This is a genomic window from Alteromonas sp. ABV4_150, assembly GCF_056311745.1.
The window spans coordinates 3,955,235-3,977,145 of the sequence record NZ_CM149971.1; the positions used below are offsets into that span (position 1 = coordinate 3,955,235).

At 44.0% G+C, this 21,911-nt stretch carries 16 protein-coding genes and 2 pseudogenes; 6 read left to right on the forward strand and 12 right to left on the reverse strand.

What is annotated here, in order from left to right; all coding sequences use genetic code 11:
* Positions 1 to 180: 180 nt before the first annotated feature.
* Entirely contained in the window at positions 181 to 666 is a 486-nt protein-coding gene (gene lrp / locus ACYX4M_RS17150; RefSeq protein ID WP_474806603.1) for a leucine-responsive transcriptional regulator Lrp, read from the reverse strand.
* Between the two features lie 185 nt (positions 667 to 851).
* On the opposite strand from lrp, the gene ald reads away from it, so the two are divergent.
* Complete coding sequence (gene ald / locus ACYX4M_RS17155) at positions 852 to 1,985, forward strand: alanine dehydrogenase (RefSeq protein ID WP_334060406.1); 1,134 nt, start codon at positions 852 to 854, stop codon at positions 1,983 to 1,985.
* A gap of 244 nt (positions 1,986 to 2,229) precedes the next feature.
* Here the strand turns inward: ald and pyrF are convergent, their stop codons facing one another.
* From pyrF to gyrA, 10 genes and pseudogenes are all read right to left on the reverse strand, one after another.
* Positions 2,230 to 2,928, reverse strand: a complete 699-nt coding sequence (pyrF, locus tag ACYX4M_RS17160) for an orotidine-5'-phosphate decarboxylase (RefSeq protein ID WP_476081021.1) — start codon at positions 2,926 to 2,928, stop codon at positions 2,230 to 2,232.
* Between the two features lie 6 nt (positions 2,929 to 2,934).
* Positions 2,935 to 4,104, reverse strand: coding sequence for a lipopolysaccharide assembly protein LapB (lapB, locus tag ACYX4M_RS17165; protein WP_476081022.1), 1,170 nt, complete (start codon positions 4,102 to 4,104; stop codon positions 2,935 to 2,937).
* Positions 4,104 to 4,364 (reverse strand): LapA family protein, encoded by a 261-nt coding sequence (locus ACYX4M_RS17170; protein ID WP_438823603.1) that lies wholly within the window; start codon positions 4,362 to 4,364, stop codon positions 4,104 to 4,106. Before ACYX4M_RS17170 ends, lapB begins: the two co-directional genes overlap by 1 nt.
* Positions 4,365 to 4,439: 75 nt before the next feature.
* On the reverse strand, positions 4,440 to 6,782 hold the full coding sequence (locus tag ACYX4M_RS17175) for a PilZ domain-containing protein (RefSeq protein WP_476081023.1): 2,343 nt from the start codon (positions 6,780 to 6,782) through the stop codon (positions 4,440 to 4,442).
* A 201-nt stretch (positions 6,783 to 6,983) separates the two neighbouring features.
* Entirely contained in the window at positions 6,984 to 7,271 is a 288-nt protein-coding gene (ihfB, locus tag ACYX4M_RS17180) for an integration host factor subunit beta (protein WP_014949641.1), read from the reverse strand.
* 76 nt (positions 7,272 to 7,347) lie between these two features.
* Positions 7,348 to 9,019, reverse strand: a pseudogene (gene rpsA, locus ACYX4M_RS17185) (30S ribosomal protein S1).
* Between the two features lie 118 nt (positions 9,020 to 9,137).
* The gene (gene cmk, locus ACYX4M_RS17190; protein WP_014976668.1) at positions 9,138 to 9,809 is read right to left on the reverse strand and encodes a (d)CMP kinase; all 672 of its coding nucleotides are present in this window, start codon (positions 9,807 to 9,809) and stop codon (positions 9,138 to 9,140) included.
* Positions 9,810 to 9,989: 180 nt separating this feature from the next.
* Positions 9,990 to 11,273, reverse strand: a complete 1,284-nt coding sequence (gene aroA, locus ACYX4M_RS17195) for a 3-phosphoshikimate 1-carboxyvinyltransferase (protein ID WP_476081024.1) — start codon at positions 11,271 to 11,273, stop codon at positions 9,990 to 9,992.
* Between the two features lies 1 nt (position 11,274).
* Positions 11,275 to 12,360, reverse strand: coding sequence for a 3-phosphoserine/phosphohydroxythreonine transaminase (gene serC, locus ACYX4M_RS17200; RefSeq protein WP_474856809.1), 1,086 nt, complete (start codon positions 12,358 to 12,360; stop codon positions 11,275 to 11,277).
* Positions 12,361 to 12,504: 144 nt separating this feature from the next.
* Positions 12,505 to 15,219, reverse strand: a complete 2,715-nt coding sequence (gene gyrA / locus ACYX4M_RS17205) for a DNA topoisomerase (ATP-hydrolyzing) subunit A (protein WP_476081025.1) — start codon at positions 15,217 to 15,219, stop codon at positions 12,505 to 12,507.
* Positions 15,220 to 15,521: 302 nt separating this feature from the next.
* Between gyrA and ubiG the strand changes: the two genes are divergently transcribed.
* From ubiG to ACYX4M_RS17230, 5 genes and pseudogenes are all read left to right on the forward strand, one after another.
* Positions 15,522 to 16,226, forward strand: coding sequence for a bifunctional 2-polyprenyl-6-hydroxyphenol methylase/3-demethylubiquinol 3-O-methyltransferase UbiG (gene ubiG / locus ACYX4M_RS17210; protein WP_334060397.1), 705 nt, complete (start codon positions 15,522 to 15,524; stop codon positions 16,224 to 16,226).
* A gap of 546 nt (positions 16,227 to 16,772) precedes the next feature.
* Positions 16,773 to 19,095 (forward strand): annotated as a pseudogene (gene nrdA / locus ACYX4M_RS17215) (class 1a ribonucleoside-diphosphate reductase subunit alpha).
* A gap of 126 nt (positions 19,096 to 19,221) precedes the next feature.
* Positions 19,222 to 20,352, forward strand: coding sequence for a class Ia ribonucleoside-diphosphate reductase subunit beta (gene nrdB, locus ACYX4M_RS17220; protein ID WP_476081026.1), 1,131 nt, complete (start codon positions 19,222 to 19,224; stop codon positions 20,350 to 20,352).
* A gap of 12 nt (positions 20,353 to 20,364) precedes the next feature.
* Entirely contained in the window at positions 20,365 to 20,637 is a 273-nt protein-coding gene (gene yfaE, locus ACYX4M_RS17225; protein WP_476081027.1) for a class I ribonucleotide reductase maintenance protein YfaE, read from the forward strand.
* A 114-nt stretch (positions 20,638 to 20,751) separates the two neighbouring features.
* Positions 20,752 to 21,489 carry an SDR family oxidoreductase gene (locus tag ACYX4M_RS17230; protein ID WP_476081028.1) on the forward strand — a complete coding sequence of 246 codons (738 nt, stop codon included), beginning with the start codon at positions 20,752 to 20,754 and terminating at the stop codon, positions 21,487 to 21,489.
* A gap of 86 nt (positions 21,490 to 21,575) precedes the next feature.
* On the opposite strand, the gene ACYX4M_RS17235 is transcribed toward ACYX4M_RS17230, so the two are convergent.
* Positions 21,576 to 21,818, reverse strand: coding sequence for a DUF2164 domain-containing protein (locus ACYX4M_RS17235; RefSeq protein WP_476081029.1), 243 nt, complete (start codon positions 21,816 to 21,818; stop codon positions 21,576 to 21,578).
* Positions 21,819 to 21,911: the final 93 nt, after the last annotated feature.

Here is a 21,911-nt window from a genome sequence, read left to right on the forward strand (position 1 = left end):
TTGCAATCCCTAAATAATTATTATTTGAGTAATGTTGGTAAGTAGCTGAGCCTATTAAGAAAGCTATTGGGATGCTCCCCTACCCTATTGTATGTGAACCGCAACAATCCTTTCGTTGCACACAAACACTGTATTTTTGCACAGCCTACCATAAAAACACGCTATTGAGCCATGCTTTCATTACTTCAAATTAATGCGCAGTGATGATGTGCTTTTTACTTCTTCCATCACAACATATGTCCGAGACTCACTTACACCCGGTAAACGCAATAAGGTATCACCCAACAGTTTTCTATAACTGCCCATATCCGCAACGCGGGCTTTTAATAAGAAGTCGAAATCACCAGATACCAAGTGACACTCTTGAATATCGTCATGCAGTTTTACCGCAGCAGAAAATTCTGCAAAGATATCTACCGATGTTTTGGTTAATGTAATCTCAACAAACACGAGCATAGCAGCGCCAAGCTTTTCTGGGTCAACTAACGCGTGGTAGCCCTTTATATAGCCCTGAGTCTCTAATCTCTTGACTCTCTCTAAGCAAGGGCTTGGACTTAAGCCCACCTCTTTAGCTAGTTCGACATTAGATATACGCCCGTTTTTCTGCAGTTGTACCAGTATATTCCTGTCTATCCGGTCAAGGTGTTTAGGCGTCTTTACCAACATATAAAATACCTCACAAGCTATCTTTTAAAGGATTATATGCTACATAACTTCATTATTCAGCAGATAGTTCGTTTTTTTATGACGTATACTCGCAAAATATTATTACAGGCTTTCGATACCGATAGCTGCCAAACGAAGTTCAACCAGAGCCACATAGAAGCTCATTGTAAAATTGAGGACGATACATGTTAGTTGGTGTACCAAAAGAAATTAAAAACCACGAATATCGTGTTGGCTTGACGCCAGCAGCAGTAAAAGAATTTGTTACTCACGGTCACAGTGTTCTTGTTGAAACTAATGCCGGTGATGCCATAGGTTTCACTGACGAAATGTATGTAGATGCCGGTGCTGCTATCGCTTCAACTGCTGAGCAAGTGTTTGCTGAAGCAGAAATGATTGTAAAAGTAAAAGAGCCCCAACCAAACGAATGTAAAATGCTTCGTAAAGGGCAAACACTTTACACTTACCTGCACTTGGCCCCTGATCCTACACAAACTAAGCTACTTGTGGAGTCAGGCGCTACGTGTATTGCTTATGAAACAGTAACCGACGACCGTGGTGGCCTTCCATTACTTGCACCAATGAGTGAAGTAGCAGGCCGTATGTCGGTTCAAGCTGGCGCGCATTATTTGGAAAAAGCACACGGCGGCAGCGGAACACTTCTTGGTGGCGTACCGGGCGTAGCGCCAGGCAAAGTATTAGTTATTGGAGGTGGTGTTGTAGGCACTAACGCTGCGAAAATGGCACTAGGTCTTGGCGCTGATGTCACCATTCTAGACCGTTCGCTTCCACGCCTTCGCCAGCTAGATGATATCTTTAACGGTCAAGTTAAAACGGTTTACTCTACAGTCGATGCTATCGAGCATTACTCTTCTAAAGCGGACCTTGTTGTTGGCGCAGTACTTATTCCTGGTGCAGCAGCGCCTAAGCTACTTACTCGTGAACAAATTAAGGCGATGAAGCCTGGCTCTGTACTTGTAGATGTTGCTATTGACCAAGGTGGCTGTTTTGAAACATCTAAAGCCACTACGCACCAAGACCCAGTTTACGTTGTTGATGACGTGGTTCACTACTGTGTGGCAAACATGCCAGGAGGTGTTGCGCGTACTTCTACTATGGCGCTTAACAATGCGACCTTGCCATTCGGTTTGGCTCTGGCAAACAAAGGCCCAGCCAAAGCAATGTTAGAAGACAAGCACTTGCTAAACGGCTTAAACGTTCACGAAGGTAAAGTAACCTATAAAGCGGTAGTTGATGCACTAGGTGAAGAACTTGGCTTAACTTATACGCCAGCTGAAGTAGCGCTTAAAGGCGAGTAAGACATATTATTCACAGAGCTGTCAGTTGCTCTTGTATATTACGAGCCCTTAAAAAGTGGGCTTATTAAAAAGCTCGGTATGTGAACACCACATCCGAGCTTTTTTATTAGTACGTTTAATAACGACTTAAAGTTAAGCTAATTGCTCCAATACTTTAATTAAAAAATCTCCAAGCACTTTATATGCCTAACGCATCCAGTGGCTAGCCATACAGCCTAATACACAAAATGTTTCTTGAGTAGCGCTATCCGTTTATAGAAGAGTTTACGGCTTTTAGCACCGCAATTGGGTCCTCTGCTTTTGTGATAGGTCGCCCCATCACTAAATAGCTCACTCCCGCTTTTATAGCATCAGGGGGAGTCATAACACGTTTTTGATCACCGGCGTCTGCACCTACAGGGCGAATACCTGGCGTAACTAATAAAAAATCATCGCTATGTTTTTCGCGTAACGCGCTGGCTTCCCGCGCTGAACAAACTATGCCGTCTAGCCCTGCTTTTTCCGCTAACGCGGCTAAACGCAATACTTGTTGTTCAGGCGTTACACCGCTTACCACATCAGCAAGCTGCGCTTCGTCCATACTGGTAAGTACGGTAACCGCAATCAGCTTAGTTTGAGGGTTTGTACTTGAAGCAATCGCATCTTTAGCCGCTTGCATCATAGGTAGGCCGCCCGAAGCATGTACGTTTACCATCCATACACCCAGCTCCGCCGCTGCTTTGCACGCTTTTGCAACCGTATTTGGAATGTCGTGGAATTTTAGATCCAAGAAAACGTCAAAGCCTTTAGCGATCAGCGCCTTTACGAATTCCGGTCCAAATAAGGTGAACATCTCCTTGCCCACTTTTAGCTTGCATAAGCTTGAATCTAGTTTATCAACAAACGCCAATGCAGTGTCTTTATTGTCATAGTCTAATGCAACAATAACGCGTGGGTCATGCATGTTCTTTTATTCTCCGTCTAGCCCTTTGATAGGTTTTACTACGCCCCACTTTTTACAGCTCGGGCACAGCCAATATAATTTTCGACCAGAAAAGCCGCAGCTACCACAACGATATTTCGGGCGCTGCAACATTTGCTTTTCCACTAATTCTTTAAGTAAACGTAAGCTATCAGCCGTAGTTTTATCTGAAAGCTGATCTATATAAAGCCCCATAAGGGTTTTAAAGCCGCGCATGGTTGGACGTTTTCGAAGCTGTTCTAATAGATATTCTGCGGCTTGCGCTGTTTCACCGCGCTTCATCAGCACATCAACCATGGCTAAATAAGACGTTGCGCACTCTTGCCAATGTGCTTCTAAATTTTTCTGGAAGCTGTCCCAGTCATCGGTTTCTTCTGCGATTTTTTCAAGGCTCGGCACCGCTTCGCTGAACCAATTAATATCGCGCTCTGCAACTTGAGTAAAATAGGCATTCGCGTCAGTGAATCGTTTTTGATTAAGCGCAATATCCCCCAACATTAGCCAGGGTCTTACGGCATGTTCATCTGCGTTAACCGCTTTCTGTAACAGCGTTAGCGCGGCGCCCTGACTTTCATTCTTTAATTCAACAGAGGCTTGTTCACAATAAAAGTGAGCAAGACGTTCGCACAGGTCGTCATTATCACCATGACATTGCACCATGCGCTCCGCTAACTCTATCGCTCTCTCCCATTCTTTTGTGGTTTGATAGATACTAAATAGCTGCTGCTGAGCAATTAGGTAGTGTTTTTCACTGTTTAAAAGCTGAAGAAACGCATTTTCCGCGCGCTCTAGAAAACCGGCTTGCGTATAGTCGTGACCAAGCTCCCTCAGCGCGTTTTCTCGTTGTGCTGGTTGCAGTTCATCGCGACTCACTAAATTTTGATGTACTTTAATAGCGCGATCTATTTCGCCGCGATGGCGGAAAAAGCTACCCATTGCAATATGGGTTTCAACCGTGTCGCTATTCACGTTGATCATTTTGATTAACGTATCAACGGCCTTATCAGGCTGGTCTGATAGAAGAAAGTTAAGGCCTTTATAATAATGCTTAGATAGGATACTTGATTGTTTTCGCTGCGCTTGCCGGACACTATTGCGCCCCATTATCCAACCATACCCTGCCGCAACAGGTAAAAGGAGAAACAGCAGTTCGAGCATTAGTGGTCTTGTTCCAAACTCTGTATTTTAGATTTAGCAGACATTAACTGAACGCGTAATTTTAACCAGCTCATAAGCATTACTAGAATACCGATACCCACGCCTATGGAGAGCGTTATCGCTATTAATGTTGATAAGCGCAGATTCGCCTGAGCAATTAAATAATTAACTGTAACTTGCGATTCATTTTGAGAGCCAATAACAAACGCAATGGCAAGAAGCACCAAAATAATGAGAAACGCTAGGATCCCTTTCAACACTCAACCCTTTTTTATTGATTTATTTGCAAGAATAGCAAAATGCTAAAAGAGATAACACTAAAAGAATGTTGGATTTTAGGCAGCACCCTCACTTTCAAGCTCATGACGCTGAGGTTTAGCTATGAGGTTTTCCACCACTAAGTCATGATGCAATGCCGACATATTCGTTATAAAAATGCAGTGTGTGTAACCGGCCTGCATGGTTTCGAGCTTGTCATACATGGCTTTATCGAGTTTTGAAAGCTGTGCCAGACGCTTTTTGGTCAACGGCGTAATCGCGCCATAGCAGCGTACGGCTGTCACGTCTGTTGCGCTGAGCTGAATTTTTTCTTCATCTAACTGAGTTTTAATTTGCGTACGAAGTTTAGAGAACAAGAAGTCACGTTCTTTAATGTATACTAAACGGTTATCGCTTTTTCTCACGCAATGAACCACTAAAGCTTGCTCAGAGGTTTCTTTGAACATAGCTTCTAGTATTTTGGATTTGGGTTTAGCCTGCCCCTTATCCGCGAAGAAGCCATGAAGCGGAATGATATTTTGTGTGCGTGAGAACGGGTAAAGGTCGTCAGATGCATCGCTTTGATAAACGGTTTTTAACCGGTCGAGGGTAAAGCGATTCATTACGCAAAGCACCGATAAGGACGGCATGTGCCTTACGGCGAGTTCCCAAATATAACGGTGTGTGGAACGCTGAATACGAGCAATATCTCTCACTTTAAAATAAGCCGTATTTTCTTCAACCATATGATCAACATTAGAGCTCACTTTAGCTTTGCGTGTATCTTCCACAAGGCACAGCCTAACCACACCAGTTTCGACCTGGTAATGTACAACCTTATATTTTTCGCCCTTAATTTTCAGTTCCGGCACGGAAACACGTATTTCTTTTTGCAGATCGCTGTGCGGCGCAACCCTTAACTTCATACCACTACAACTTAAATCAGCGACTCGAGCATTGAGGGAGGTGAGTAAGCCGACTTTAATGGAAGCAGGTTTATCGATAACATAGCGAGTTTCACTCCGCCTATCTAAGTCTTCTTCCATGACATAATCTATGCGCCAATTATTACCGCTGGCTTTCAACGTTTTCGACAATGGCTTGAAGTCACATTTTGCAGAAAGCGTTAAGTTCGTAAGGTAGGAAGAAACATCTTTGCAGTATAAAACGTGGGATATCTGGCCAAGCTGCTCGAACTCCTTACTCGAAATATCATGAATAGCGAATGCCTTTTGCTTATCTTCACGAGTCACACTATCAAGGCGACAGTGTGTACATATAAAATCGCCACTTTTAGCGAGCAAATATACTAGCGCATTTAGTTGCTTGAGCCCGAGAAGCTGCCTATGCGTAGCGGTTATCTGTACGTTACCATTTTTAGTTTTAATGTTGCCGTGGAAAACATAGGCTTCGTTATACTTTCGCAATTCATCAACTAACGCGGCGAATATAGGCTTGTCTTGTAAGCTAGCTAGAAGTTTTTCTGCATTATTATGCTCAACATTCGCCTTAGTAAAAAGTGCAATAATCGGTTTGAGTGATTGCTTGTCAGGTGCCAGATAAACAGGAAGCCATGGGCTATTTTCTAAAATGCGGTCGCGCTCAAGTTCTTGCATGGCGCGCTCTATCTCTAAATCCCGTTGCAGTGGTTGCTTATATGAAGTTACTGCTACATAGCGTTTTAGTGTTGCAAGAAAGCTCTTATCCACGTTGCTTTGAAAATTAAAGGTCGTTTCGTACTTTCCCAAATGCTTATTGTATTTCACAGACTCTAATTCGAGTGTAATTTCAGTGGGCTCTTTGGTCAGGCCTTTAACTTCTGGGATAGTGAAAGTAACAATATCGCCAGTAGAAGCATTGGGGGGTCTTTTGGTCTCTAGTGCAATACCTCTATGCGACATAGAACTTATAGAGCAATGCCGACCTTTTTCAAACTCCGGGGAAGATAAAGTAAAGTTTGGGCGAATGGCAATGTCATCGCCAAAGTCGATATCGGTGAACGACTGGCTCTCAACGTTGAACGCATCAACGATCTTTTTAAACTGCTCTTTTTTTATCTGGTTTTGGTAGAAGTCTGAGTTCATTACCGACTCAAACACACCAACGGTATATCTATCTTGATAGAGTGACGTTTCGTTTTTGAGAATTTGCGCCCCCACCTTATCAAGGCGCATTTGCACACCGAAGTGCTTAAATTTCATGACTGGGAACTGGGCAAAAGCAGAATTGTCGGCAGGTGCATCAGTCAACGACGTTAACCGAACAACCTCTTCTTTCACGACCTTGCGAACACTACTAGGCAAACGCTTCGAAAACTTATTAACCCCTTCCAACAACCTATTCTGTTGTTCGTACGGGATTAACGCGCGAATGAGCGGCTGGTACTGTTTTATTATTGCTTGTTCATCGCCGGCTGACATTACTTCTATGTATACCGTTTATTATTATTTGAATAATATATAACCCTATTTGAGTCGGGGTCAATAGGTATTAAAAATTAAACAAAAGTATATCGGAGTATCCGTGTATTTAAGACAGAAAATAGAATGGAAATATGAGAAGCCGACACGAAAATAATCGACAGGTACAAAAAAGCCGCTTTTCAGCGGCTTTTAAATGCATTATGCGATTGAGGCGTCTACCCTTTCGCGAAGTTCTTTACCAGGCTTAAAGTGCGGTACATATTTACCGTCAAGTTTCACTGTTTCACCCGTTTTAGGGTTTCTACCTACGCGTGGTGCGCGATAGTGAAGCGAGAAACTTCCGAACCCTCTAATTTCTATACGCTCGCCCTTTTGAAGAGTTTGCGCCATTTGTTCTAGAAGTTCTTTAATAGCCAGTTCGAGTTCTTTCGCCGGAATATGACGCGCTTGATCCGCGAGCCGTTCAATTAATTCAGACTTGGTCATGTTTAACCTCATTGTCAATATTATTGTTTAAACAGCTATCGCGAATTGGGTGTACAGGTGCACACCCACAAAAGCATTATTCGCCTTTAGCAGCTTTAAATGCTTCTGCCATCGCGTTAGCGAAACCAACATCTTCTTGTTGGTTAACTTTATCGATAGCTTCTTTTTCGTCAGCCTGATCTTTCGCTTTAACAGATAGGTTAACAGTGCGGTTCTTACGGTCAACGCCCATGAACTTCGCTTCGATGCTATCACCAACGCTTGCCGCTTCTGTTGCGTCTTCAACACGCTCTACAGCAAGGTCTGCAACGCGGATGTAGCCGTCAACTTCTTCAGCTAGGTTAACAGTAACGCCTTTCGCATCTACTGCTGTTACTGTACCAGTAACGATAGCACCTTTCTTGTTATCTGTCAGATACTTGTTGAAAGGATCTTCTTCGATTTGCTTAACGCCAAGAGAGATACGCTCACGCTCTGGGTCGACCTGTAGTACAACTGCAGAGATTTCGTCGCCTTTCTTATAGTCGCGAACCGCGTCTTCACCAGACTTGTTCCAGCTGATGTCAGAAAGGTGAACTAGACCGTCGATGCCGCCGTCAAGACCGATGAAGATACCGAAGTCAGTGATTGACTTGATCTTACCAGACACTTTGTCACCTTTTTCGTGTGACTCAGCAAATGTTTCCCAAGGGTTAGCAATGCACTGCTTAAGACCTAGAGAGATACGACGACGCTCTTCGTCAATTTCAAGAACCATCACATCTACAGTGTCACCTAGGTTAACAACTTTAGATGGGTGGATGTTCTTGTTAGTCCAATCCATTTCAGAAACGTGTACAAGACCTTCAACGCCGTCTTCAATTTCAACGAAGGCAGCCGTAGTCAGTAAGGTTAGTAACCTGACCGTTGATCTTAGTACCCTCTGGGTAACGAGAAGCAATTTCTTGCCATGGATCGTTGCCCATTTGCTTCATACCAAGAGAAACACGCTGCTTCTCTTTGTCGAACTTAAGTACTTTAACGTTGATTTCGTCACCAACATTCACGATTTCACTTGGGTGCTTAACGCGCTTCCAAGCCATATCAGTGATGTGTAGAAGACCGTCTACGCCACCAAGGTCAACGAACGCACCGTAATCGGTAAGGTTCTTAACGATACCCTTGATTTCGTGACCTTCTTCAAGGTTAGCAAGAAGCGTTTCGCGCTCTGCGCTGCTTTCTGCTTCGATAACTGCACGACGAGAAACAACAACGTTGTTACGCTTAGCGTCTAGCTTGATAACTTTAAACTCAAGCTCTTTGCCTTCAAGGTGCGTAGTGTCACGTACTGGACGTACGTCAACAAGAGAACCAGGAAGGAACGCGCGTACACTGTTAACTTCAACAGTGAAACCGCCTTTAACTTTACCGTTGATAACGCCTTTAATTGTAGCTTTATCTTCGTAAGCTTTTTCCAGCTCAACCCAAGCTTCGTGACGCTTCGCTTTTTCACGAGAAAGAATAGTTTCACCGAAACCATCTTCAACTGCATCTAGTGCAACGTCTACTTGGTCACCGATAGCGATTTCTAGTTCGCCTTCAGCATTTTTAAATTGGTCAGCTGGGATAGCACTTTCTGATTTCAAGCCTGCGTCAACAAGAACGATGTCTTTGTCGATAGAAACAACAGTACCTTTTACAATTGAACCAGGACGTGTTTCTAGTTCTTGTAAGCTTTCTTCAAAAAGTTGTGCAAAATTTTCAGTCATAAGTCTCAAATAACTTTTAAGTTGATATCCACGCTTCTTATCCGGATAACGCGGGGTTATTAAAATTAGTCGCCACTTCCTGTAGCAACACTGCTTTGGATGCGATCAGCTCCCGTCATTAAAGGCGTGAGGAAATAATATCCATCGCTTTTTCAAAGACTTGGTCAATATCCAAGTCCGTTGAATCTATAATTACTGCATCTTGTGCCGGTACCAAAGGAGCCACCGCACGCTGTGTATCGCGCTCGTCTCTTGCCTTGATATCGGTTAAAAGGCGCGCAATATTAACATCCATGCCCTTTGCTTTCAACTGGCTATAGCGGCGTTCAGCGCGGGCCTCTGCGCTTGCCGTAAGAAAAATCTTTACAGGCGCATCAGGAAATACCACGGTCCCCATGTCGCGACCATCGGCAACAAGACCTGGATCTTGTTGGAAAGCGCGCTGTCTGCGAAGTAGTGCTTCGCGAACACGAGGTAATGCTGCAACTTTTGATGCCACAGCGCCAACTTCCTCAGTGCGAATATCGTCAGTAACGTCTTCGCCTTCTAAGATAATGCGAGTGGTGTCGCCATTCGTCTCGAAACTAACATCAAGACCGGTTGCTAGAGGAACAACACATTCTTCATCATCACACGGAAGGTCGTGGTGAAGTGCAGCCACTGCTAATACGCGGTAAATTGCACCGCTATCTAGAAAGTGCCACCCTAATTTTTTTGCTAGCAAGCTACTTAACGTACCTTTGCCTGCACCACTAGGACCGTCAACCGTGACTACGGGTGTGGAATGCATACCTGCTCCATCGTTTAAATTACTAAAAATCGCGCGCAATTATACGCTTTAGTGAGAGATAAGCAATGCCGCCTCTTAGTGACGGCATTGTACATTAGAATAAATCTGATTCAGATCAACGAAGCTAGAGGGGTAACCCGTACAGCGCTTCGTTAACCTGTGATTCTTTTTATAAGGCTTTTACGCGCTATACAAAGTTTTAAAGCGAGTAAAATAGTCTGGGAAGGTTTTACGTGTACAACCCGGATCGTTAATTGTGACCGGGGTATCACTTAATGCAACTAGAGAAAAGCACATTGCAATACGGTGGTCATTATACGTATCTATTTCAGCGTGTTTTAGCGAATCAGTTGGCCATACTTTTATATAGTCGTGACCTTCTTCTACTTTCGCACCTAGCTTTTGAAGCTCGGCTGCCATAGCCGCTAGACGGTCTGTTTCTTTAACACGCCAGTTATAGATGTTAGTCATGGTCGTAGGACCCTCAGCAAACAGCGCTGTAGTGGCAATGGTCATGGCGGCATCCGGAATATGGTTCATATCCATGTTCACACCTTTAAGTGGCGCACCGGTTATTTCAACATATTCATCGTTCCACACAACTTTTGCACCCATGGCTTCGAGCACGTCAGCAAAGCGGATATCACCTTGAATGCTTTTCTGCCCAATTCCGGTTACGCGTACCGTTCCGCCTTTAATGGCGCCGGCTGCAAGGAAGTAAGATGCAGAAGAAGCATCGCCTTCTACCATAAATTTACCTGGCGCAACGTACTTAGCGTCAGCAGAAACCGTAAACGTCTGGTAGTTATCATTTTCAACAGTAACGCCAAATTTAGCCATGGTATCTAACGTGATGTCGATATAAGGCTTAGACACTAATTCGCCTTTGATACGAATAGTCACATCTCCTGAAAACAGGGGTGCTGCCATTAAAAGCGCCGTTAGAAATTGGCTAGACACACTGCCATCAACCGACATTTCACCGCCGTTTAACGTCTTGCCTTTAATTTGAAGCGGAGGGTAGCCTTCATTTTTAAGGTAAGACACGTCAGCATCTGCTTCGCGTAGCGCGTCAACTAAATCGCCTATTGGACGCTCTTCCATTCGCGGCTCGCCCGTTAACACGGTATCCACGTTACTTGCGGCAAGTGCTGCGCACAAAGGACGCATAGCTGTACCAGCATTACCTAGGAAAAGCTCCAGTGGCTCTGCTACGTTAAATGCGCCACCGTTACCTTGTACAACACATTGCGTTTTATCTTCGCTTAAGCGATAGCTAATACCTAACTTTGTGAGAGCATTGAGCATATGCTCAATATCTTCGCTATCTAACAAGTTAGTTAATTCAGTCTCACCTTCTGCAAGCGCAGCAAGCAGCAGTGCGCGGTTAGACAGACTTTTTGAGCCAGGTACATTGACCTCTCCCGATACTTTTGCAATCGGGTCTAATGTTAACTGCTCCATTTTATCCATTCACTCTTTCAAATTCGCGCATAAATTCAACTAGCGCAACAATACCTTCTACTGGCATTGCATTATAAATACTGGCACGCATGCCCCCTACTGAACGATGCCCTTTAAGAGCAAGTAACCCTGCTTCTTGTGACTGCTTCAGGAACAATCCGTCAAGTTCAGCATTGGCTAAATGAAACGGCACGTTCATTTTTGAACGGTTGTCAGGGTGAACTTTACTCGAATAGAAGTCAGAACTGTCGATAGCTGAATACAATAACGCCGCCTTTTCAGCATTGCGTTTAGCCATAGCGTCTACACCGCCCATGTCTTTAAGCCACTCAAATACAAGCCCCGCTAAGTACCATGAGAACGTTGGCGGCGTGTTGTACATAGAGTCAGACTTTGCCGCTAAGGCATAATCAAAAATTGACGGCGTTTCTTTACGTGCTTTGCCAACTAGGTCTTCGCGAACGATAACCACAGACAAACCGCTTGGCCCGATATTCTTTTGTGCGCCGGCGTAAATGACACCGTGCTTTGCAACGTCTAGCGGTTGTGACAATATAGTCGAGGACATATCAGAAACCAGCGGAACCTTTCCTGACTCCGGTAACCAATCGTAAGCAATACCGTCTACCGTTTCGTTCGGGCAAAAATGGTAATAGGCCGCAGACTGATCGATATCACTCAGAGCAGGCTTAGCGATATAGTGAAGCCCGTCCTTTTCTGTAACGTCGCCCACAACTACCGCATTATTGTATTTATTCGCTTCACTCACCGCGCCTTTTGACCAAGAGCCGCTCACTAAATGAAGGCTGGTATCACCGGCGGATGACAAATTGAGGGGAACAGCGGCAAATTGACCGCGTCCACCACCGTGCGTGAAAAGCACATGGTAGTTAGATGGCACAGATAGCAAGTCACGCAAATCCTGCTCTGCTTTTGCGGCTATCTCAATGAAGTCTTTACCACGATGACTGACTTCCATAACAGAACAGCCTAAATCGCGCCAATTTGTAAATTCTGATTGTGCCTTTTCCATCACTTCTTTGGGAAGCATGGCCGGCCCAGCACTAAAGTTAAAAACCTCTTTCATTGCGTTTTTCAACACCTGTAGATAAGTACCGTTCAACCCGCTTTATCATAGACATTTTGCGAGCTTATTAGGTAAACAAGCGGCAAAAGCCGCTTGTTTGAAAGAACACTGATAATGCGCATGGCTTAAGCTTGCGCGCTATCCCTACTCTTCTGTCGTTGAGCTATCACCGTCTTCTGCGGTGTTTTCTTGCTCTTGAACAGCAGTTTCTGCTTGTTCTGGCGCATCGTCCGAAATGATTGGGTTACCGTCCTCATCGAGTTCCTGCAACTCTGCCACTTCTTCAATACGTTGTAACCCTACAACGTGCTCGCCTTCTACTGTACGTATTAAGCGAACGCCCTGCGTGTTACGGCCTACTACTGACACCTCGCCTACACGGGTACGAACCAGTGTGCCTTGGTCACTAATAAGCATAATTTCATTGGTTTCGTCTACCTGTACAGCGCCAACTACTTTACCGTTACGCTCAGACACCTTAATTGATACAACACCTTGTGTCGCACGGCTCTTCGCCGGGTAATCTTCTAGCGGTGTACGCTTACCGAAACCATTCTCTGTCGCTGTTAGGATTGGGCCGTCTCCTTTAGGAACAATAAGTGACACCACTTTTTGCCCATCTTGAAGACGAATACCGCGAACCCCTGTTGCCGTTCTTCCCATAGGACGAAGAGCTAGTAACTCTTCCCCAGTCTCTGGGTCACGCTTAACTTCACCCGTTTCGCTGTCGCGAAGCTTCTCGTTAAAGCGAACTACTTTACCGGCATCAGAGAACAACATGATGTCGTCATCACCATGGGTAATATCAACACCAATTAGCTCATCACCTTCGTTCAGGTTAACAGCGATAATACCGCTTGAACGAGGGCGAGAATATAGGCTCAGGTCAGTCTTTTTCACTGTACCGTTTGCCGTTGCCATCAGTACAAACTTGCCTTCTTCGAATTCTTTAATAGGAAGAATAGCAGTAATACGTTCGTTATCTTCTAGCGGCAGTATGTTCACAATCGGGCGCCCGCGCGCATTTCGGCTAGCGAACGGCAATTGATACACTTTCAACCAATACAAGCGACCACGGGTAGAAAAACACAGAATGTGATCGTGGGTATTCGCAACAAGAAGCTTTTCAATGAAGTCTTCATCTTTCATCTTAGTTGCTGACTTACCACGACCGCCACGTCGTTGTGCTTCGTAATCTGTAAGCTTCTGGTACTTCACATAACCTTCGCGAGAAAGCGTTACAACAACGTCTTCTTGCTCGATTAGATCTTCAATATCAATATCGTGACTTGCAGCGGTAATTTCAGTACGACGCTCATCACCAAATTCATCGCGGACTTTTTCAAGTTCTTCTTGAATCACTTCCATCAAGCGCTCTGGGCTATTAAGGATGTGAAGAAGTTCTGCGATTAGCTCTAGAAGTTGCTTGTATTCTTCAAGGATCTTCTCGTGCTCAAGACCCGTTAGCTTGTGTAAGCGTAGGTCAAGAATCGCTTGCGCCTGCTGTTCTGTTAGGTAGTACTTGCCGTCGCGAATACCAAATTCAGGCATTAACCAGTCTGGACGCGCTGCGTCATCGCCTGCGCGCTCAAGCATTTGAGAAACGTCGCCTAAGTCCCAACCCTGTGCAACAAGCGATTTTTTCGCATCTGCTGGGCTTTGCGACGCTTTAATCAACTCGATAATCGGGTCGATATTAGCAAGTGCAATTGCCAAACCTTCAAGGATATGGGCACGGTCACGAGCTTTACGTAATTCAAATACTGTACGACGTGTTACCACTTCACGGCGGTGAAGAATAAAGGCTTCAAGCGTCTCTTTGAGGTTAAATACCTTAGGCTGACCATTGTCTAGCGCAACCATATTAATACCGAATACCGTTTGAAGTTGGGTATTGGCATATAAATGGTTAAGCAGAACTTCGGCAGATTCGTTACGTTTAACTTCAATAACAATGCGCATGCCGTCTTTATCAGACTCATCACGCAGTGCCGAAACGCCTTCAATACGCTTCTCTTTTACCAGTTCAGCGATCTTTTCAATAAGACGTGCTTTATTAACTTGGTAAGGGATTTCATTAACAACAATAGTTTCTTTACCATTGTTATCTGTCTCGATTTCGGCTTTAGCACGAAGATAAATTTTACCGCGACCAGTGCGGTACGCATCTTCAATACCTTTACGACCGCTGATCATCGCCGCCGTTGGGAAGTCAGGACCAGGAATATGGGTCATCAGATCATCAATGGTGATCGATGGGTCTTGAATTAAAGCAACACAGCCGTTGATGACTTCGGTAAGGTTATGCGGCGGTATGTTTGTCGCCATACCAACTGCAATACCTGACGAACCGTTAACTAGAAGGTTAGGCACCTTAGTTGGCAATACTTCAGGGATAAATTCAGTACCGTCGTAGTTAGGTACAAAATCAACGGTTTCTTTATCTAAATCGGCAAGTAATTCGTGCGCAATTTTTGCCATGCGAACTTCGGTATAACGCATCGCAGCGGCAGAGTCACCGTCTACAGAACCAAAGTTACCTTGACCGTCAACCAGCATGTAGCGCAGTGAAAACGGTTGGGCCATACGAACGATAGTGTCGTAAACCGCAGAGTCACCGTGAGGGTGATATTTACCAATTACGTCACCTACCACACGGGCAGATTTTTTGTATGGCTTGTTAAAGTCGTTTTTCAGTTCGTTCATTGCGAACAGCACACGACGGTGCACTGGCTTCAAGCCATCTCTTACGTCAGGCAAGGCTCGCCCGACAATAACGCTCATCGCGTAATCAAGGTAGGAGTTCTTTAACTCTTCCTCAATATTAACGGGGAGGATTTCTTTAGCGTTATCAGACATAAACTGCTTAATCCCTTTATTTTGGTTTGTTCTGCGTTATCCAGCACTTTACTTCACATCATTGTGAAAGCAAGGCGTGGGAGCGCACTGTTGTTATTATGTGGGTCATAATCGTGCTTCGAGTGTACCACTTGATGACAGATTTATGTAGCGCTTAATTACGCTTATTAATCAACTAAAAGGCAAGCGATTACTTTTCACTCACCCCTTCATAAAATTTGTCTAATTCTGTGTAAAAACAGTAAAACACAACCAGAATTTACGATATCTTAAAAAGAGATAGGTTAAGGACTGTTTTACTCATGACGAATGTCGATCAACAAGAAATCAATAAATTCTCTGAACTTGCATCTCGCTGGTGGGATCCAGAGGGAGAATTTAAGCCACTGCATCTTATCAACCCACTTCGTTTAGACTTCATTAATCAGCACAGCGAAGGGCTGTTTGACAAAAAGGTAGTCGATATTGGCTGTGGCGGCGGCATTCTCGCAGAATCTATGGCCCGTGCTGGAGCTGTGGTAACGGGTTTAGATATGGCAGAAGCTTCATTAGAAGTGGCCAAGCTTCACGGCCTAGAGTCTGGAGTGAAAGTTGATTACGTTTGTTCAACGGCAGAAGCATTCGCCGAGGCAAACGCAGGTCAATTTGATGTAGTGACATGTATGGAAATGCTTGAGCATGTGCCCGACCCTGCATCTGTTGTTATGGCGTGCGCTAAATTAGTCAAGCCTGGTGGCCATGTCTTTTTCTCTACACTGAACAGAAACCTCAAGTCATATTTAATGGGGATCCTTGGCGCAGAATACATCCTTAGATTGGTTCCTAAGGGCACTCACGATCACGGTAAATTTATAAAGCCTTCTGAACTTATGGCGATGACGGATCAAGCTGGTTTACTTCCGCGCGACATGACTGGCTTGCACATGGACCCAATTTCCCAAGGTTTTTATCTTTCATCTAACAATGTAGACGTAAACTACTTACTATATACAGTAGCGCAAAGTTAATTTAACACTATATATAGGGCTGCGGCGATATTTTAAACACCATATATCGTGTCTGTATAAAAATTGAATTCTAAGAATAAATTAATTTTTGCAGTTAAGATTTTAATTAAAACGCTTGCAATCCAGATATTTTACGCTTGTAGAACGCTAAAAAGTTAGTTGTTACTAACATAAATTTCATGCCAGATTGAGTGCTTGAAATACCACCAGATATTGGGTTGCAATCAAAGCGAAACCTCACTATCTTGTGTTTAATTCAGCACGGGATCCCATATGTAATATTCGGGATCGCAAACTAACGAATAACTGTCTTTGGGAATGTCAAATTCAGTTACATAGAACAATCTCGCTGAAGAAATAAAAGCAGTAAAGAATTTAACAAGCAGTCTCTACTTTAATACTTTCAGTGTTGGTCTAGACCGCTTTTGTGTGTGTTTTTATCTGGCGTGAGCCAACTGTAATAGCGACACACGCATTTAGAATTAAAACGAAAATGGGCAATAGATAGCCCACGCATCAAGCGCTAACATACAAACGGCCAGTAACATGAACAACAACTTATTCGTCACCAAACGAAACGGTGAAAAAGAGTCCATCGACTTAGAAAAAATCCACAAAGTCGTTACATGGGCAGCCAAAGGACTAAACAACGTTTCTGTTTCACAAGTTGAAATAAAAGCGCAAATTCAGTTCTATGACGGCATTAATACCAGCGAGATCCACGAAACACTGATTAAATCGGCGGCTGACTTGATCTCTACTGATGCACCAGATTATCAGTACTTGGCCGCGCGCTTGGCTATCTTCCATCTTCGTAAGAAAGCGTACGGGCAATTTGAGCCGCCAGCGTTACTTGAACACGTTGGTAAAATGGTAGATTTAGGAAAGTACGACAAGCATTTACTTGAAGACTACACGCCTGAAGAATTCGCAGAGATGGAAACCTACATCGACCACTGGCGCGATATGAATTTCAGCTATGCTGCGGTTAAACAACTTGAAGGCAAGTACTTGGTTCAAAACCGTGTTACTGGTGAAATTTATGAAAGTGCACAGTTCCTTTATATCCTTGTAGCAGCATGCCTTTTCGCAAACTACGACAAAGCGACGCGTATGGACTACATTCGTCGTTTCTACGATGCTGCATCAACATTCAAGCTTTCGCTACCTACGCCAATTATGGCCGGCGTAAGAACGCCAACTCGTCAATTTAGCTCATGCGTACTAATTGAAACAGGCGACAGCCTAGACTCTATTAACGCAACGGCAAGTGCGATAGTTAAATACGTAAGCCAACGCGCGGGCATCGGTGTAAATGCAGGGCGCATTCGTGCACTGGGCAGCCCTATTCGCGGTGGTGAAGCATTCCACACTGGCTGTATTCCGTTCTACAAATACTTCCAGACTGCAGTGAAAAGCTGTTCACAAGGTGGCGTTCGTGGTGGTGCGGCTACGTTGTTCTACCCTATCTGGCATATGGAAGTAGAATCTCTACTAGTGCTTAAGAATAATCGTGGTGTAGAAGAAAACCGTGTACGTCACTTAGACTACGGTGTTCAGTTCAACAAACTGATGTACCAGCGCATGATGAAAGATGGCTACATTTCATTATTTAGCCCATCTGATGTACCTGGTCTTTACGATGCGTTCTTCGCCGATCAAGAGAAATTCGAAGAGCTATACGTTAAATACGAGAACGACGACAGCATCCGTAAGAAGCAAATTAAAGCGATGGAGCTGTTTAGCTTGTTCATGCAAGAACGCGCAAGCACAGGTCGTATATACCTACAAAACGTTGACCATTGTAATACGCACAGCCCGTTTAACCCAGAAGTTGCGCCAGTTCGTCAAAGCAACTTGTGTCTTGAAATTGCGTTACCAACTAAACCACTGCAACACGTTAACGACGAAAATGGTGAGATCGCACTTTGTACGTTGTCAGCATTTAACTTAGGTGCAATTGAGTCAGTTGATGAGTTTGAAGAACTAGCCGACCTTGCAGTACGCGCTCTTGATAATCTACTTGATTACCAAGACTACCCTGTTCCTGCTGCGTACAACGCAACTATGGGCCGCCGCACATTGGGTGTTGGTGTTATCAACTTTGCTTACTACCTTGCTAAGAACGGCGTTAAATATTCAGATCATAGCGCGAACGGTTTAGTCCACCGCACGTTTGAAGCAATGCAGTACTACCTACTGAAAGCGTCGAACAACCTGGCTAAAGAGAAAGGTGCGTGTCCTAAGTTTAACGAAACGACTTACTCGCAAGGCATCATGCCAATTGACAGCTACAAGAAAGACCTTGATAGCGTTTGCAATGAACCGCTTCACTACGACTGGGATGCCCTTCGTGAAGAAGTAAAAACACACGGACTACGCAACTCTACGCTGTCTGCATTAATGCCTTCAGAGACATCTTCACAGATCTCTAACGCGACCAACGGTATTGAACCGCCACGTGGTTTTATCAGCATTAAGTCGAGTAAAGATGGCGTACTTAAGCAAGTTGTACCTGAATACGAAACCCTAAGAGACAAATATGAGCTACTTTGGGATATCCCTTCTAACGATGGTTACCTACAACTTGTTGGAATCATGCAGAAGTTTATCGATCAAACTATCTCAGCAAACACAAACTATGACCCAAGTCGTTATGAAGGTAACAAGGTCCCAATGAAAGCTTCTGCTTAAAGACCTTCTTACTACTTACAAGCTTGGTGTTAAGACACTTTATTATCATAACACTCGTGACGGTGCTTCAGACACCTCGGCGTTAGACGCTAAAGCAAACGAGCCTATGCCACGTCAAGAAGAAGTAGTGGTAGAGGAAGATGATGATTGTGCAGGCGGTGCGTGTAAAATCTAAAACACGCCCTTTTGCAAAAATGGCAGGTTCGTAAAAGGATTTTACGGTAACGCCTGCCATTAACGTTTCGCAGCAAGAACACAAACAATAATACGCGTTAATCATTAAGTTTTTAGTTAGGCCATCATGAAATACACTACGTTTAATCAGCAAAGTACTAATCCATTGATCGAGCCGATGTTTTTCGGTAATCCCGTAAACGTTGCACGCTATGATCAGCAAAAGCATGCCATTTTCGAAAAGCTTATTGAGAAACAAATTAGCTTTTTTTGGCGCCCTGAAGAAGTTGACGTTTCTCGCGATCGTGTCGATTTTCAAAAATTGACCGACCCAGAAAAGCATATCTTCATATCAAACCTTAAGTACCAAACTCTTTTAGATTCGGTACAAGGTCGTAGCCCAAATATTGCGTTCTTGCCTATCATCTCGCTACCCGAGTTAGAAACATGGGTTGAGACATGGTCTTTCTTTGAGACTATTCACTCGCGCTCATATACCCATATCTTGCGTAACTTGTTCTCAGATCCGAGTGAAATATTTGAAGATATCGTAGTAAACGACGAGATTAAGCGCCGTGCCGCAGATATCTCTAAGTATTATGACGACCTCATCTTTGCAACTCAGCTTTGGCAAACACAGGGCGAAGGCGTTCATACCGTGAATGGTGTCGCACATACAATCAATATGTATGAGCTCAAGAAGAAGCTTTACCTTTGCATGAATTCAGTAAACGCGCTGGAAGCAATCCGTTTTTACGTTTCTTTCGCCTGTACGTTTGCATTCGCTGAGCGCAAGTTGATGGAAGGTAACTCTAAAATCATTCGACTAATTGCTCGTGATGAAAACCTTCACTTATCTTCAACCCAGCACATTCTTAACTTATGGGCTAAGGGCAAAGACGACCCTGAAATGGCACAAATAGCAGAAGAGTGTAAAGAAGAAGCCCGCGCTATCTTTATGAACGCTGTGGAGCAAGAAAAGCAATGGGCTGACTATCTATTCCAAAACGGTTCAATGATTGGTCTGAACAAAGAAATTCTTTGCCAATACGTTGAGTACATTGCCAATCAACGTATGTCGGCAATTGGCTTAGACACACCGTTTGACGTTAGTAGTAACCCACTTCCATGGATGAATAACTATCTAAATTCAGACAATGTACAAGTTGCACCTCAGGAGTCTGAAATAAGCTCTTATCTTGTTGGTCAAATCGACTCTGCAGTAAGCGAAGACGACTTTGCTGATTTTGAGCTGTAAAATTCCAGCTTAATGAGCAGTAATTATAAATCACTCCGCATCGACGTTGTCGATGTGGGGTCGGTTATTGCCCCCTCTGATTCCACTATCTTAAACGCCCTTGAATCAGCGGGCGTTAATATTCACTACCATTGCCGTGAAGGCTTTTGCGGAGCGTGCCGTACTAAGCTTATCGAAGGTGAGGTTGAATACACTACAGACCCCCTTGCCTTTATAGACGATGATGAAATTCTTCCTTGCTGTTGTGTGGCTAAATGTCCGCTAAAAATAAAAGTCCCACTGTAGCCTCTTCATTCACCGCTCTCATCAGCATTCTCACAGCATTTATGCGAATTGAAGTAATCCACTTCGATACTTAGACGTAGCAACTTACAACTAATCAAACGTAAGGATAATGTTATGAGCGAAGTTTCTGGAAAAGTAGTCATCATCACAGGTGCAAGTAGCGGGCTTGGAGAGGCAACCGCGAAAATGCTTGCGGAAAAGGGTGCTAAATTAGTGTTAGGCGCTCGCCGCGAAGATCGCCTTAAAAAACTTGTAGATGAAATTGAATCTTCAGGTGGCCACGCTACTTATAAAACGGTAGATGTCACGAAAAAAGATGAAGTCAAGGCGCTTGCGAAAGCAGCTATAGATGCCTACGGCCGTATTGACGTGCTCGTCAACAATGCAGGCCTTATGCCACTTGCCCCGCTTGACGAGATGAAGGTTGACGAGTGGGACCAGATGATAGATGTAAACATTAAAGGCGTTATGTATGGTGTAGCAGCGGTTTTAGGGCGCATGCGCGAACAACAAAGCGGACATATTATCAATCTATCCTCTGTGGCGGGTCATGTGGTTTTCCCAGGAGCTACGGTTTATTGCGCCACTAAATTTGCAGTTAAGGCAATAAGCGAAGGTATTCGCAAAGAGTCAAACGGTCAAATTCGCTCAACCAATATATCACCAGGTGCAGTGGCGACAGAGCTTACTGACCACATATCTCACAAAGACTCGAAGCAAATGGCAGAAGATATGTACGACGATGCTATCGACGCAGATGCAATTGCCCGTGCTGTAACTTTTGCCATTGAGCAGCCTGGCGAGGTAGACATCAACGAAATGATCATAAGGCCCACTAGTCAGGAACTCTAGTATAACTAAGTACTGTTAAAGTACTGTCATTGATCCGCCATTTAAAACTAAAGCCTGTAAAACGCAGGCTTTATTTATTTCTAAGATTAAAGTACTTTTTCGATGGCATATAGTTCTTCATCTATAACTTGTAATCGCGATTCAACAACGGCTCGTGCGTCGCTTACGCCCTTATTATAAAACGATGCCCCCATTTCCTTGCTAATAAAATCAAGTAGAAACTCTCCGTCAAATTGGCCAAGTTCCACGCTTAGCTCATCATCAAAATATTGCTGCAGTTTAGCGACTAACGCGTCTTTTTCTTCACGCGTAAATGCAATCTCACTCATTTTTATTCTTCCTTTGAACGTTTAAAGTGTCACGCTTTTATCTTATGTTAAGCGATAGACTTTATACCTTTTGCCTTTGGTAGACACGTAAAC